The organism is Micromonospora globosa, assembly GCF_000717585.1.
In the GTDB taxonomy this organism is placed as follows: domain Bacteria; phylum Actinomycetota; class Actinomycetes; order Mycobacteriales; family Micromonosporaceae; genus Micromonospora; species Micromonospora aurantiaca.
Map to the genome: position 1 here is coordinate 87,372 of NZ_JNZR01000020.1, position 12,416 is coordinate 99,787.

Here is a 12,416-nt window from a genome sequence, read left to right on the forward strand (position 1 = left end):
GTGATCCACAGATGTCCACGGACACACCCGCGTCCGCACCCGCCGAGTCGGCGGCGGAACGGTACCTCGCCGTCCAGCGGTCGGACGAGTTCGCCGGGTTGCGGCGCACGCTGCGCGGCTTCGTCTTCCCGATGACCGTCGCGTTCTTCCTGTGGTACGCGCTCTACGTCATCCTCTCCGCGTACGCGCGGGGATTCATGGGCACGAAGCTGATCGGCAACATCAACGTCGCCCTGGTCTTCGGCCTGCTCCAGTTCGTCTCCACGTTCCTCATCGCCTGGTTCTACTCGCGGTTCGCCAGCCGCCGGATCGACCCGGTCGCCGACCGGATCCGCGACGAGATGGGGGAGGTGACCCATGAACACGGTCCTCGCGGCTGAGGCGGGCAGCACCACCGCCCGGAACCTCACCATCACGCTGTTCCTGGTCTTCGTGGCGATCACGCTGGCGATCACCGTCTGGGCCAGCCGGCAGACCAAGACCGCCACCGACTTCTACGCCGGCGGCCGGTCGTTCTCCGGCTTCCAGAACGGCATGGCGATCGGCGGCGACTACATGTCGGCGGCGTCCTTCCTGGGCATCGCCGGAATCATCGCGCTCTACGGCTACGACGGCTTCCTTTACTCGATCGGCTTCCTGGTCGCCTGGCTGGTGGCGCTGCTGCTCGTGGCCGAGCTGCTGCGCAACTCCGGCCGGTACACGATGGCGGACGTCCTGGCGTTCCGGATGCGGCAGCGGCCGGTCCGGACCGCCGCGGCGGTCTCCACCATCACGGTGTCGATCTTCTACCTGCTGGCCCAGATGGTCGGCGCCGGCGCGCTCGTCGCCCTGCTGCTCGGCATCAAGCCGGGCACCACGTTCCTCGGCATGGACGCCGACACCGCCAAGGTCGCCACCATCATCATGGTCGGCGCCCTGATGATCATCTACGTGACCGTCGGCGGCATGAAGGGCACCACGTACGTCCAGATCGTCAAGGCGTTCCTGCTGATGGGCGGCGCGCTGGCGATGACGCTGCTGGTGCTCGCCAAGTACAAGTTCAACCTGTCCTCGCTGCTCGGCGACGCGGCCAGCGCCTCGGGCAAGGGAGCGGCGTTCCTCGAACCCGGGTTGCGCTACGGCGTGGAGACACCCGGCGACGCGCTGAAGACGTTCTACAGCAAGATGGACCTGCTCTCGCTGGGCATCGCGCTGGTCCTCGGCACGGCCGGCCTGCCGCACATCCTGATCCGCTTCTACACCGTGCCGACCGCGCGGGCGGCCCGGAAGAGCGTGCTCTGGGCGATCGGCATCATCGGCACGTTCTACCTGCTCACCCTGGCGCTCGGCTTCGGCGCGGCGGCGATCGTCGGCGGGTCGGAGATCACCGCACAGGACAAGGCGGGCAACACCGCGGCGCCACAGCTCGCCGAGAAGCTGGGGGAGCAGTTCCTCGGCGGGGACCTGGGCGGCGCGACACTGCTGGCGATCATCGCAGCGGTCGCGTTCGCCACGATCCTCGCGGTGGTCGCCGGGCTCACACTGGCGTCGTCGTCCAGCCTGGCGCACGACTTCTACGCCAACGTGGTGAAGAACGGGCAGGCGTCGGAACGGCAGGAGGTGACCGTCGCCCGCATCTCCGCGCTGGTGATCGGCGCGGTCTCGATCGTCCTGTCGATCTACGCGCAGAACCTGAACGTGGCGTTCCTGGTCGCGCTGGCGTTCGCGGTCGCCGCGTCGGGCAACCTGCCGGCGATCCTCTACAGCCTGTTCTGGAAGCGGTTCAACACCTCGGGCGCGGTCTGGGCCATCTACGGCGGCCTGCTCGCCGCCGTGGTGCTCGTCTTCTTCTCGCCGGTCGTCTCCGGCGCGCCGACGGCGATGTTCCCCGACCACGACTGGCAGTGGTTCCCGCTGTCGAACCCGGGCATCATCTCGATCCCGTTCGGCTTCCTGTGCGGCTGGCTCGGCACGATCCTGTCCAAGGAGAGCGACGAGGAGAAGTACGCGGAGCTGGAGGTGCGCTCGCTCACCGGAGCCGGCGCGCACTGATCACCACGGTCGAGCGGGGCCCCTGCCTTACGCGGGGGCCCCGCCTCGCGTGTATAGGCTGACCGCCATGAAGGTCGCTCCCCGCTTCGGTACCGGACACCGCATCCTCGTCACCGGCGGCGCCGGTTTCGTCCCGTCCCACCTGGTCGACCGGCTCGTCGAGCGCGGCTGCGACGTCGTGGTGCTGGACAACTTCGTCACCGGGTCCAAGGACAACGTGGCCCATCTGCTGGACAAGCCGACCTTCACGCTCGTCGAGGCGGACATCTCCGACGGCCTGCCGCAGCACCCGGCGATGGCCGAGCGGTTCGACGCGATCCTGCACATGGCGTCCCCGGCCAGCCCCACCGACTTCGAGAAGCTGCCGGTGGAGATCCTCCGGGTCGGCTCGGTGGCCACGCTGGCTCTGCTGGAGCGGGCCACCGACGACGGCGCGCGGTTCCTGATGGCCTCCACCTCCGAGGCGTACGGCGACCCGAAGGAGCACCCGCAGCGGGAGACGTACTGGGGCAACGTCAACCCGATCGGCATCCGGAGCGTCTACGACGAGGCGAAGCGCTTCTCCGAGGCGGCCACCATGGCCTACCACCGGAGCCGGGGCACCGACACCGCGATCGTGCGGATCTTCAACACGTACGGCCCGCGGATGCGCCCGGACGACGGCCGGGCCATCCCGACGTTCATCTCCCAGGCGCTGCGCGGCGAGCCGATCACTGTGCACGGCACCGGCAACCAGACCCGTTCGATCTGTTACGTCGACGACCTGGTGCGCGGCATCCTGCTGCTGCTCGACTCGACCGAGACCGGGCCGATCAACTGCGGCACCGAGCACGAGATGTCGATGCGGCAACTGGCCGAGACGATCGTGTCACTCACCGGAAGCACGTCCGAGGTGAGCTACATCACTCGCGCCTCGGACGACCCGGAGATGCGCCGCCCGGACCTGACCCTCGCCCGCGAACTGCTCGGATACGAGCCGAGCGTCACGCCCGAAGACGGCCTCCGACGCACGATCGAGTACTTCCGCGGGCGTCTCGGGTACTGAACCCGCCGGGGACGCGGCTGACATCGGGGCGCGTACGAGGGCGTCGGTGGCCGGGCCGACCTACCCTCGGTTACATGTCAGCGACCTCGTCTGCCGGCGCCCCGCTCCCCCGACACCTGAACCGGGGCGCGGGCCGCGCCGCGGTTCCCGGCTCCGGCCGCGGCGCCACCGGGCGCGCCCGCCCCTCGGAAGCCACGTGGTACCCCGCACACGACGAGGCGCCCCGCTCCGGCGGTCCCGGCGGCCCGGCCGGGCCGACCGGTCCCGGTGGTCCGGGCGGCGGCGGTCCGGGTGGGTCCGGCCGGCGTGGTCCCCGGCCGCGCTGGGGGCGCATCGGTCTGGTGGCGGGTGTCGCGGTGCTGGTGCTGGCGCTGCTCGGCGGCCTCGGCGCCTGGTTCTACGCCCGCAACCTTGACGACGACCTGGCGCGCACCGATCCGTTCGCCGGGATCACCGGCGGGCGGCCGGCCAAGCAGGTCGAGGGCGCGTTCAACATCCTGCTCGTGGGCAGCGACTCGCGGGATCCGGACGCCCCGGTCGACGGCTCCGGCAAGTGGCGCGCGGACACCGTGATCGTCATGCACATCCCCGCCGACCACAAGAGCGCCTACCTGGTCTCGGTGCCGCGTGACCTGTACGTGCCGATCCCGGAGAGCGCCGGCGCGTCCTGCGACTCCGGCTCGCGCAACAAGATCAACGCGGCGTTCGCGTTCGGCGGCCTGCCGCTCGCGGTGAAGACCGTGGAGTGCTTCACCGACGTACGGATCGACCACGTGATGGCCATCGACTTCGGCGGTTTCAAGGAGGTCACCGACGCCCTGGGCGGGGTCGACCTCAAGGTGGAGCGGACCATCACCTCGATCCACAAGCCGTACCGGACGTTCACCAAGGGTGTGAACCACATGAACGGCGCCGAGGCGCTGGACTGGGTCCGGCAGCGCAAGCAGTTCCCGGACGGCGACTTCGCCCGGATGCGGCACCAGCAGGAGTTCCTGAAGGCGCTGATGGACAAGGCGGCCAGCACAGGGACGCTCACCAACCCGAAGAAGTTGAACGACTTCCTCAAGGCGGTGACCGCCGCCGTCACGGTCGACCAGGGATTCTCGTTGACCGACATGGCAGTGCAGTTCCGCAGCCTGCGGGGCGAGAACCTGACGTTCGTCACCAGCCCGCACCTGGGCGGCCAGACCATCGACGGCCAGTCGGTGGTGGTCTCCGACCGGGAGAAGGCGCTGGCGATGTACAAGGCCATCGCCGCCGACCGGATGGCCGAGTGGATGCAGGCCAACCAGAAGGGTTCGGGCGACAACGCGGGCGGCTGACGCCGGCACGACATGACCGGTCTCGCGCGTTAGGACCTCGCCACCACGGAGGCCAACCGCCGACCGGCTCCTTACCCCTGCCCGTTCGGCCACAACCCGAAGATGTCGGCCGGTATTGACGGGAATTGCGACCCGACGAGGTCGCGAGAACGGGAACAGATACGTAAAGTGGTCCCGCCCCCGATCACCGAGCTGGAGCACGCATGTCGGTCCAGACCAGCCGTCGCCCGCAGTCACCGGCACCCGGATCATCCGGGCGGGTCCCTCCGGTCATCCCCACACAGCCCGGTTCCGGCGGTCGCGGTCCCGGCGGTGGCAAGAAGAAGCGCACCAAGCGCAAGGACCCGCTCTGGGCGAAGCTCACGCTGGTGCTGGGCGCGGTGCTGATGGTGACCAGCGGCGTCGCGATCGTCGGCAGCAAGGCGGTCATCGGTCAGGCCACCAACAACATCGCCCAGCGCAACCTGCTCGGTGAGGCCGGCAAGTCCGACGCAGAGGGCGGCAGCAGCCTCGAAGGCCCGATCGACATGCTGCTGCTCGGCGTGGACGCACGGGCCCGCTGGGCCGCCGACGACGTCCGGTCGGACACGATCATCATCCTGCACATCCCGGCCAGCCACGACCAGGCGTACCTGATCTCGATTCCCCGGGACACCGAGGCGCGTATCCCGGCCTTCGAGAAGAGCGGCTACAAGGGCGGCACCGACAAGATCAACGCGGCCTTCTTCCACGGCGCCCAGAACGGCGGCGGCTGGGAGGGCGGCGCCCAGTTGATGGCCAAGACGATCAAGTCGATGACCGGCATCGGCTTCGACGGCGCCGCGATCATCAACTTCGGCGGCTTCAAGAGCGTGATCGACGCGCTCGGCTCGGTGCGGATCTGCGTCAGCCACGAGGTCAAGTCGCACCACATGTCGTACGTCGACGGCAAGCCGATGTGGAACGCCGACGCGAAGAAGACCGGCAAGCCGTATAAGGCAGTGGTGCACAAGAAGGGCTGCCGGGAGATGGAGGGCTGGGAGGCGCTCGACTACTCCCGCCAGCGCTACGGCCTGCCGAACAGCGATTACGACCGGCAGCAGAACCAGCAGCAGCTGATCAAGGCGATGGCCAAGAAGGCCACCGAGGGCGGCATGCTCACCAACCCGATCAAGCTGAACTCGCTGATGAAGGCGGCCGGCAAGGCGTTCGTCCTGGACACCGGCGGCGTGCCGATCGCCGACTTCATCTTCACGCTCAAGAACCTCAACGGGAACGACCTGGTCACCCTGCGGACCAACGGCGGCACCTTCGCCGGCAACGGCAACGGCCGGGAGACGTTCAACGAGGCGACCATGGACATGTTCCAGGCGGTCAAGAACGACAAGCTGGCCGACTTCGTGGTGAACAACCCGGACGTCCTCTCCACCCGTAAATGACCCGCTGACCTGCGCGAAAGCGATACCGGTCGGCCGATCCCCCCGTAGCCTGACGTGAGCGGGTCTCATGTCGCGGCTACGGGGGGATCGTCACGTCCAGGCCAGCACGGAACCGACGCGGGCGGGGTGGACCCGCCCGCTGGGCCCGGTTTCTGCTCGGCACCGGACTCGTCCTGGTCCTGCTCGCCACGCTCGGCGTCGCCGGGCTGCACTGGCTCACCTCGCGCTACGACCGCACCGTGGCCAAGGAGCAACTGCTCGACCCGGCCGCCCGCAACAAGCGGACGGACCTGGACGGCGCGCTCAACTACCTGCTGATCGGCTCCGACCACCGGCCCGGCGCGAACCCGGAGGACCAGCGCTCCGACAGCATCCTGATCGTGCACGTACCGGCCGGGATGCGGCAGGCGTACCTGATCTCGGTGCCGCGCGACCTGCTGGTGGCGCTCCCCGCGGCACCAGGCTTCCCCGGCGGCCAGGACAAGGTCAACGCCGCGTACGAGCACGGCGGCGGCGGTGAGGGCGGCGCGCGGCTGCTCAGCACCACCCTGAGCCGGCTCACCGGGATCCGCTTCGACGGCGCCGCACTCGTCGACTTCTCCGGCTTCAAGCAGGTGATCGACCAGCTCGGCGGCATCCGGATGTGCGTGGACACGCCGGTGCGCTCGATCCACACCCGGCACCAGTTCGACGCCGGCTGCCAGCAGATGGACGGCGCGCGGACGCTCGACTACGTGCGGCAGCGCTACGACCTGCCCGGCGGCGACTACGACCGGCAGCGGCACCAGCAGCAGATGCTGCGGGCGGTGCTCGACCGGGCGGGCGAGACGCGGCTGCGCAGCGACCCGGTCAAGCTGGACCGCGTGCTGCGCGCGGCCGGCGGGGCGCTGACCGTGGACACCAACGGCGTACCCCTGGACGAGCTGTTGTTCGCGCTGCGCGGCCTGCCCGCGGACGCCCTGCGCGGGGTCCAGGTGCCCTCCTACCCGCAGACCATCGACGGCGTCTCGTACGTGGTGCTGGACAACGGCGGCGGCGGGCTGTTCACCGCGCTGCGCGACACGCGCGTACCGGAATGGGCCGGCGCCAACCCGCGCTGGGTCAACCGGCTGTGAGCGCCGTGGGCGACTAGGCTTGGTTACCGTGTTCGGAGCCTCACTACCCAGCGTGCCCGCGTCGGCCGTGCCCGACGACGTCTACCTGCTCGACGTCCGCGAGGACGACGAGTGGGCCGCCGGCCACGCGCCGGCCGCCCACCACCTGCCGATGACCGAGCTGCCCGCCCGGATCGCCGAGATCCCGCAGGACCGCGACGTGGCGGTGATCTGCCGCTCGGGCGGCCGGTCCGCCCAGGTGGTCGGCTACCTCATGCGCAACGGCTGGGACCAGGTGCGCAACGTCGACGGCGGGATGGGCGACTGGGCCGCCGCCGGCCGTCCGGTGGTCACCGACGACGGACAGCCGGGCCGGGTCGCCTGAGTCGGTGACGCGGCCATGACCGTCCCCCTGGTCTTCGCCCATCGCGGCGCCTCGTACGACCTGCCGGAACACACGCTCGCCGCCTACCTGCGCGCTCTCGACGAGGGCGCGGACGGGCTGGAGTGCGACGTCCGGCTGACCCGTGACGGGCATCTGGTCTGCGTGCACGACCGCCGGCTGGACCGCACCAGCAACGGCCGCGGGCTGGTCAGCGCGCGGACGCTCGCCGAACTGGAGGCGCTGGACTTCGGCTCCTGGCACCGGGCCGCGACGCTCGCCGAGGACGACGCGCCGCTGGACGAGTCGCACACCCGGCTGCTCACGCTGGAGCGGCTGCTCGACGCGGTGCTGGCCGCCGGGCGGCCGGTCCGGCTGCTGATCGAGACCAAGCATCCGTCCCGCTACCGGGGCGAGGTCGAGCGCCGCCTGGTCGAGATGCTGCGCCGGTACGGGCTGGCCGAGCCCCGCCCGGACCATCCCGTCCAGGTGACGGTGATGTCGTTCTCGCCGCTCGCCGTACGCCGGGTCCGGGAACTCGCCCCGGCGCTGCCCACCGTGCTGCTGCTGGAGATGCTGCCGCGTCTGCTGCCGCTGGGCCGGCTGCCGTTCGGCAGCCGGATCGCCGGCCCGGGTGTGGACCTCGTCCGGGCCCGCCCGCGGCTGGTGCCCGCGCTGCGCGCCGCCGGCAACTCGGTGTACGTCTGGACCGTCAACGAGCCGGAGGACCTGGAACTCGTGCTGGAAGCGGGCGTGGACGGGGTGATCACGGACCGGCCGGCCCACGCGCTGGCCCGGTTGGGCCGGTGAGTCCCGTCGATCGGTACCGGGGACGGTCGACCGGCCGGGGGTGTCACGGACGCGGGCGGCGCGGCACACTCGGGACATGCCGGAGCGAACCGACTACCCCGCCTTCATCGCCGGCCACACCGCAGTGATCAACATGATCAACTCGGGCGAGTCAGGTCTCGCCGTGCTCACCCGCCTGCTCCGCGAGGTCGAACCGGCGGTCGGCGCCGCCGGACTGGTCTTCGTGGAGTTCACCCCGGCCGGGGGACGGGTGATCGCGGCGACCGGCAGCGCCGAGTTCGTCCTCGGCCGCCCGCTGCCCGCCACCGACCCCGCCACCGTCTGCCTGCTCGCCGGCCCGCCGGTGCGGGAGGTCCGGGTCGACGCGATCCCGGGCGCGCTCGCCGTCGAGGTCGCCGGCCGGGGCCTCTGCCGGATGATCGTGGCACGTGCCGAGGTCGGCGGGCTGACAGTCGGCAGCCTGCACGCGCTCTACCCGCTGGGCGAGCCGCTGCAACCCTCGCAACGTGCCGTCATCGGCTACATCGCCGCGTGCATCGCCCACATGTACGGCGACCAGACCGGCCTGCCCGTACACGGGGACGGCCCGGTCGTGGCGGCGCTCGCCGACGGCCTCGCGGTGGTGGACCGGGACGGACGTGTCCGGCTCTGGAACCCGGCCGCGGTCGAGGTGACCGGCCGGCCGGCGGACGAGGCGTTGAGCCGGCCGCTGCCGTTCCCGCTGCCGCCGCCCGGCCAGGTGCTCGACCACCGGCTGCCGGACGGCCGCTGGCTGCGGATCACCTCCGGCGAACTGCCCGGCCCGAACGCGCTGCGCGTGGTCAGCTTCCGCGACACCACCGACCAGCAGCGGCGCGACCACGACCGGGACCTGTTCGTCGCGGTGACCAGCCACGAGCTGCGGACGCCGGTCACCGTCATCAAGGGGTACGCGGACACGCTCACCGACCACTGGGACTCGCTGAGCGACGGCGACCGCAGGCAGGCCGCCCGGATCATCGGCCAGCGCGCCAACGAACTGGCCCGCCTGGTCGACCGGCTGCTGACCGCCGCCACCGAGAACCGTCCCGGTGGCGAACCGGCCGCGCCGTTCGACCTGGTCGACGCGTTGCGCGCGGCGGTGGTGGACCTGCCGGCGGACGTCCGGCACCGGGTCGTGCTCGACCTGCCCGCCGACCTGCCCAAGGCGCTCGGCGACCGGCACAGCCTCGCCACGGTGCTCACCGAACTGGGCACCAACGCCGGGAAGTACTCGCTGCCGGACACGCCGATCGAGATCACCGCCGAGGCGAACGAGCGGACCGTCTCGTTCCGGGTGGCCGACCGGGGCATCGGCATCCGGCCGGAACACGTGGAGCGGGCCTTCGACCGGTTCTGGCAGGGGGAGTCGGGCGACCGCCGCCGGTATCCCGGCGCCGGGCTCGGTCTCTATCTCGTCCGCCAGATCGTTGAACAGCAGAATGGATGGGTATCCCTCCGGCCCAGAGCCGGTGGCGGTACGGTCGCAGAGGTGCGGCTGCCCCGGGGTTGACCGGGGCGCTCACGGGCGGGGAAGGAACGACGTGTCGACTGGTCCGGCCGAACGGTCGTGGTGCGTGGTGGTGCCCCACGACCCCACCGGCGCGCGCCTGGCCCGGCACCGGCTCGCCGACGAGCTGACCGGTGTCGTACCCCCGGTCCTGGTGGCCGACCTGGTCGCGGTCCTCGCCGAACTGGTCGGCAACGCGGTCCGGCACGCCGACGCGCTGCCCGGCGGCGTCGTGCGGGTCGCCTGGCGGCTGCGCCCGACCGAGCAGGGGCCGAGCGTCGAACTCCGGGTCACCGACGGAGGATCAGGCGCCGGCCCGTGCATGCGTACCGCCTCGCCGGACGCGGCGGACGGGCGAGGGCTGCACATCGTCGCCGGGCTCGCCAGCGGCTGGGGCGTGGAGCGCGACGGCCTGGGCCAGAGCGTGTGGGCGCGGTTCGACCCGGTCCCGACGCAGCGGACCGACCTGGTCGCGGCCGGCTGACCGACGCGGCGGGCGGGTCCGGCCCTCGCCGCCGAGACCCGGCATCTAGGCTGTCTCGCCATGAGCGAGCGGAGCGGAGCGGGCGCATGAGCAAGCGTCGGAAGAACCAGCGGGCCGGCGAGGCCACCCCGAAGCGGGAGAAGGTGCGCGACGTCTTCGTGCCCCGGCCGTTCGAGGGCCTGGCGGACGAGCCGGAGTGGATCGCCCTGCGCGAGCTGGTCCCGGCCGCGTCCGCGCCGCTGCGGCTGACCCCGGAACTGATCGAGGAGTACGGCGACCGGCCGGTCACGCTGGCCACCGTGCTGCCGATGGCCGCCCCGGCGATGACCAAGCCCGACGGGCGGGTCTTCATCGGCCTGCAACGGCACCAGCAGTCCGGCGACGTCTCCCGTGACCTGGCCGACGCGCTGATCTCCGCGCTGCGCACCGAGCCGGGCGGCCAGGTGAGCGTGCCGCCGCTGCCCGGGCCGGGCCCCCGCCTCCAGGACATCCTGGTGGACGGCCCGCTGGAGATCACCATGCACGACGGGTTCGACTTCTGGCTCGACCCGGGCGCCGCCGACGACCCGAACGTCCAGGCGTCCCTGGAGCGGGCCAACTCGGCGATCTACCCGACCGTCAAGCTGGCCGCCGCGCCGGCCGCGTACTGGTGTCAGGTGCCGGAGAAGGCCCACGTGCGCCTGGTCCTGCCGGAGGACGAGGACGCCGCGCTGGACGCGCTGTCCCGGCTCGCCGCGGCGGGCGCGCTGACGCTCGGCGACGACACGAAGTTCGCGGGCATGTTCCGGGCGCACGGGCGCCTCGCGCCGGTCTGGGACCTGCCGGAGGACACCCCGGCCGCCGAGTGGGAGGCGCCGGTGGCGGAGTTCGCCAAGCGCTACGCCGAGGCGGTCGCGGAGCGGGAACCGCTCGACGCGGCCGGCCGCCGGGCCCGCCAGGGCCTGCTCGGCCGGCAGCTGACGCTGCGCTGACGTCTCCGGGTCAGGCGGCCCCGCCCTTCTCCCGCACCAGCGGGCAGGACATGCAGCGCGGGCCGCCCCGCCCGGAGCCCAGCTCCGACCCGGCGATGGCGATCACCTCGATGCCGGCCCGTTCCAGTTGCGCGTTGGTCTCCACGTTGCGCTCGTAGCCGACGCACAGCCGGGGCGCGATCGCGAGCGTGTTGTTGCCGTCGTCCCACTGCTCGCGTTCGGCGGTGACCGGGTCGAGGCCGGTGTCGATCACCCGGAGCTGGTCGAGGTCCATCGCGTCGGCGGCGGCCCGCAGGAACGGCGCCGGCCCGTCGACCCGCAGGTCGTCGCCGTCCGCGCCGGCGATGACCGTGTACGCGGACATCTGGTCGGCGACGTTCGCGTACATCAGCACGGCGTCGACGTCGACCATGGTGCAGATCGTGTCCAGGTGCATGGTGGCGCGTTCCTGCGCGATCGGCACCACCAGGATCGTGTGCGCCAGCCCGGCCGCGAACACCTGCCGGGCCAGCCGTTCCGCGCCGGCCGGGGTGGTGCGTTCGCCGACGCCGACGGCGAGCACGCCCGGCGCGAGCAGCAGCACGTCGCCGCCCTCCAGGTGCTCCAGCCGGGGGTGGTAGACGAACTCGGTGCCGACGAAACGCGGGTGGTAGCGGTAGATCGCGTCGGTGAGCGTGGTCTCCCGCCGCCGGGCCGGCATGGCCAGGCTGGTCACACCGACCCGGTCGCCGATCCAGACCGACGAGTCGCGGGTGAACAGCAGGTTGGGCAGCGGATCGATGACGAAGTCGTGCCGGTCCATGAGCGTCCAGACCAGACCGCCGGGGCGGTCGGCGCCGATCCGCAGTTCCTCGTGGGCGAGCCCGGCGGTGAGCACGTCGGCCAGTCCGGCCGGGTCGAGGTACGCCAGATGGTCGGCGACCCGGCGTCGCAGCGTGTGGCCGAGCCGGCGGGACCGCAGCACCCGGTCGGTCAGCTCGGCCCGGGCGTCCGCCACGGCGAGCGTCTCGACCAGCAGGTCGGCCAGGTAGAGCACCTCGACCCCGCGGGACCGCAGCGCCGCCGCGAACGCGTCGTGCTCCTCCTGCGCGCGTCCCACCCATGGGATAGCGTCGAAGAGGAGACTGTCGTTGTTCCGCGGGGTGAGGCGGGCCAGTTCCGGTCCCGGGCGGTGCAGCAGCACCGTCCCGAGGCGGGCGACTTCGCTGTCCACATAGTGGGTCACTCCCGCAGCCTAGGGCAGGCTTGCGCACCATCCGGAAAAGAAGTGTGGATGAATATGGCATTCATCCGCACTCACTCCGGCGGTCCAACTTGCCGAGCCCCCGGGT

General features: G+C 71.6%; 12 protein-coding genes. 11 read left to right on the forward strand and 1 reads right to left on the reverse strand.

Annotation, left to right across the window (positions count from 1 at the left end):
- Positions 1–11 precede the first annotated feature (11 nt).
- From IF06_RS0119430 to IF06_RS0119480, 11 genes are all read left to right on the forward strand, one after another.
- The gene (locus tag IF06_RS0119430; protein ID WP_013289297.1) at positions 12–380 is read left to right on the forward strand and encodes a DUF485 domain-containing protein; all 369 of its coding nucleotides are present in this window, start codon (positions 12–14) and stop codon (positions 378–380) included.
- Entirely contained in the window at positions 358–2,031 is a 1,674-nt protein-coding gene (locus IF06_RS0119435; RefSeq protein ID WP_013477486.1) for a cation acetate symporter, read from the forward strand. The genes IF06_RS0119430 and IF06_RS0119435 overlap by 23 nt, the downstream gene beginning before the upstream one ends.
- Before the next feature lie 67 nt (positions 2,032–2,098).
- Complete coding sequence (locus IF06_RS0119440) at positions 2,099–3,076, forward strand: NAD-dependent epimerase/dehydratase family protein (RefSeq protein WP_030272669.1); 978 nt, start codon at positions 2,099–2,101, stop codon at positions 3,074–3,076.
- Positions 3,077–3,150: 74 nt separating this feature from the next.
- The gene (locus tag IF06_RS32230) at positions 3,151–4,398 is read left to right on the forward strand and encodes an LCP family protein (RefSeq protein WP_013289300.1); all 1,248 of its coding nucleotides are present in this window, start codon (positions 3,151–3,153) and stop codon (positions 4,396–4,398) included.
- A 203-nt stretch (positions 4,399–4,601) separates the two neighbouring features.
- Positions 4,602–5,816 (forward strand): LCP family protein, encoded by a 1,215-nt coding sequence (locus IF06_RS0119450; RefSeq protein ID WP_013289301.1) that lies wholly within the window; start codon positions 4,602–4,604, stop codon positions 5,814–5,816.
- Between the two features lie 179 nt (positions 5,817–5,995).
- The gene (locus IF06_RS0119455) at positions 5,996–6,931 is read left to right on the forward strand and encodes an LCP family protein (RefSeq protein WP_052166194.1); all 936 of its coding nucleotides are present in this window, start codon (positions 5,996–5,998) and stop codon (positions 6,929–6,931) included.
- A 28-nt stretch (positions 6,932–6,959) separates the two neighbouring features.
- Positions 6,960–7,295 carry a rhodanese-like domain-containing protein gene (locus IF06_RS0119460; protein WP_013289303.1) on the forward strand — a complete coding sequence of 112 codons (336 nt, stop codon included), beginning with the start codon at positions 6,960–6,962 and terminating at the stop codon, positions 7,293–7,295.
- Positions 7,296–7,310: 15 nt separating this feature from the next.
- Complete coding sequence (locus IF06_RS0119465; RefSeq protein WP_013289304.1) at positions 7,311–8,102, forward strand: glycerophosphodiester phosphodiesterase; 792 nt, start codon at positions 7,311–7,313, stop codon at positions 8,100–8,102.
- A gap of 76 nt (positions 8,103–8,178) precedes the next feature.
- A complete protein-coding gene (locus IF06_RS0119470) occupies positions 8,179–9,633 on the forward strand; it encodes an ATP-binding protein (protein ID WP_030272676.1) in 1,455 nt (484 codons plus the stop codon).
- A 64-nt stretch (positions 9,634–9,697) separates the two neighbouring features.
- Positions 9,698–10,114 carry an ATP-binding protein gene (locus tag IF06_RS0119475; protein ID WP_404803126.1) on the forward strand — a complete coding sequence of 139 codons (417 nt, stop codon included), beginning with the start codon at positions 9,698–9,700 and terminating at the stop codon, positions 10,112–10,114.
- 86 nt (positions 10,115–10,200) lie between these two features.
- Positions 10,201–11,085: a DUF5926 family protein gene (locus tag IF06_RS0119480; protein WP_013477492.1), complete on the forward strand. Its 885-nt coding sequence runs from the start codon at positions 10,201–10,203 to the stop codon at positions 11,083–11,085.
- A 10-nt stretch (positions 11,086–11,095) separates the two neighbouring features.
- Here the strand turns inward: IF06_RS0119480 and IF06_RS0119485 are convergent, their stop codons facing one another.
- Positions 11,096–12,310: an arginine deiminase gene (locus tag IF06_RS0119485; protein WP_013289308.1), complete on the reverse strand. Its 1,215-nt coding sequence runs from the start codon at positions 12,308–12,310 to the stop codon at positions 11,096–11,098.
- Positions 12,311–12,416: the final 106 nt, after the last annotated feature.

Bases quoted from the DNA above. Each gene is read 5' to 3' on its own strand.
- IF06_RS0119430 (WP_013289297.1), top strand. From the start codon at position 12: ATGTCCACGGACACACCCGCGTCCGCACCCGCCGAGTCGGCGGCGGAA.
- IF06_RS0119435 (WP_013477486.1), top strand. From the start codon at position 358: ATGAACACGGTCCTCGCGGCTGAGGCGGGCAGCACCACCGCCCGGAAC.
- IF06_RS0119440 (WP_030272669.1), top strand. From the start codon at position 2,099: ATGAAGGTCGCTCCCCGCTTCGGTACCGGACACCGCATCCTCGTCACC.
- IF06_RS32230 (WP_013289300.1), top strand. From the start codon at position 3,151: ATGTCAGCGACCTCGTCTGCCGGCGCCCCGCTCCCCCGACACCTGAAC.
- IF06_RS0119450 (WP_013289301.1), top strand. From the start codon at position 4,602: ATGTCGGTCCAGACCAGCCGTCGCCCGCAGTCACCGGCACCCGGATCA.
- IF06_RS0119465 (WP_013289304.1), top strand. From the start codon at position 7,311: ATGACCGTCCCCCTGGTCTTCGCCCATCGCGGCGCCTCGTACGACCTG.
- IF06_RS0119470 (WP_030272676.1), top strand. From the start codon at position 8,179: ATGCCGGAGCGAACCGACTACCCCGCCTTCATCGCCGGCCACACCGCA.
- IF06_RS0119480 (WP_013477492.1), top strand. From the start codon at position 10,201: ATGAGCAAGCGTCGGAAGAACCAGCGGGCCGGCGAGGCCACCCCGAAG.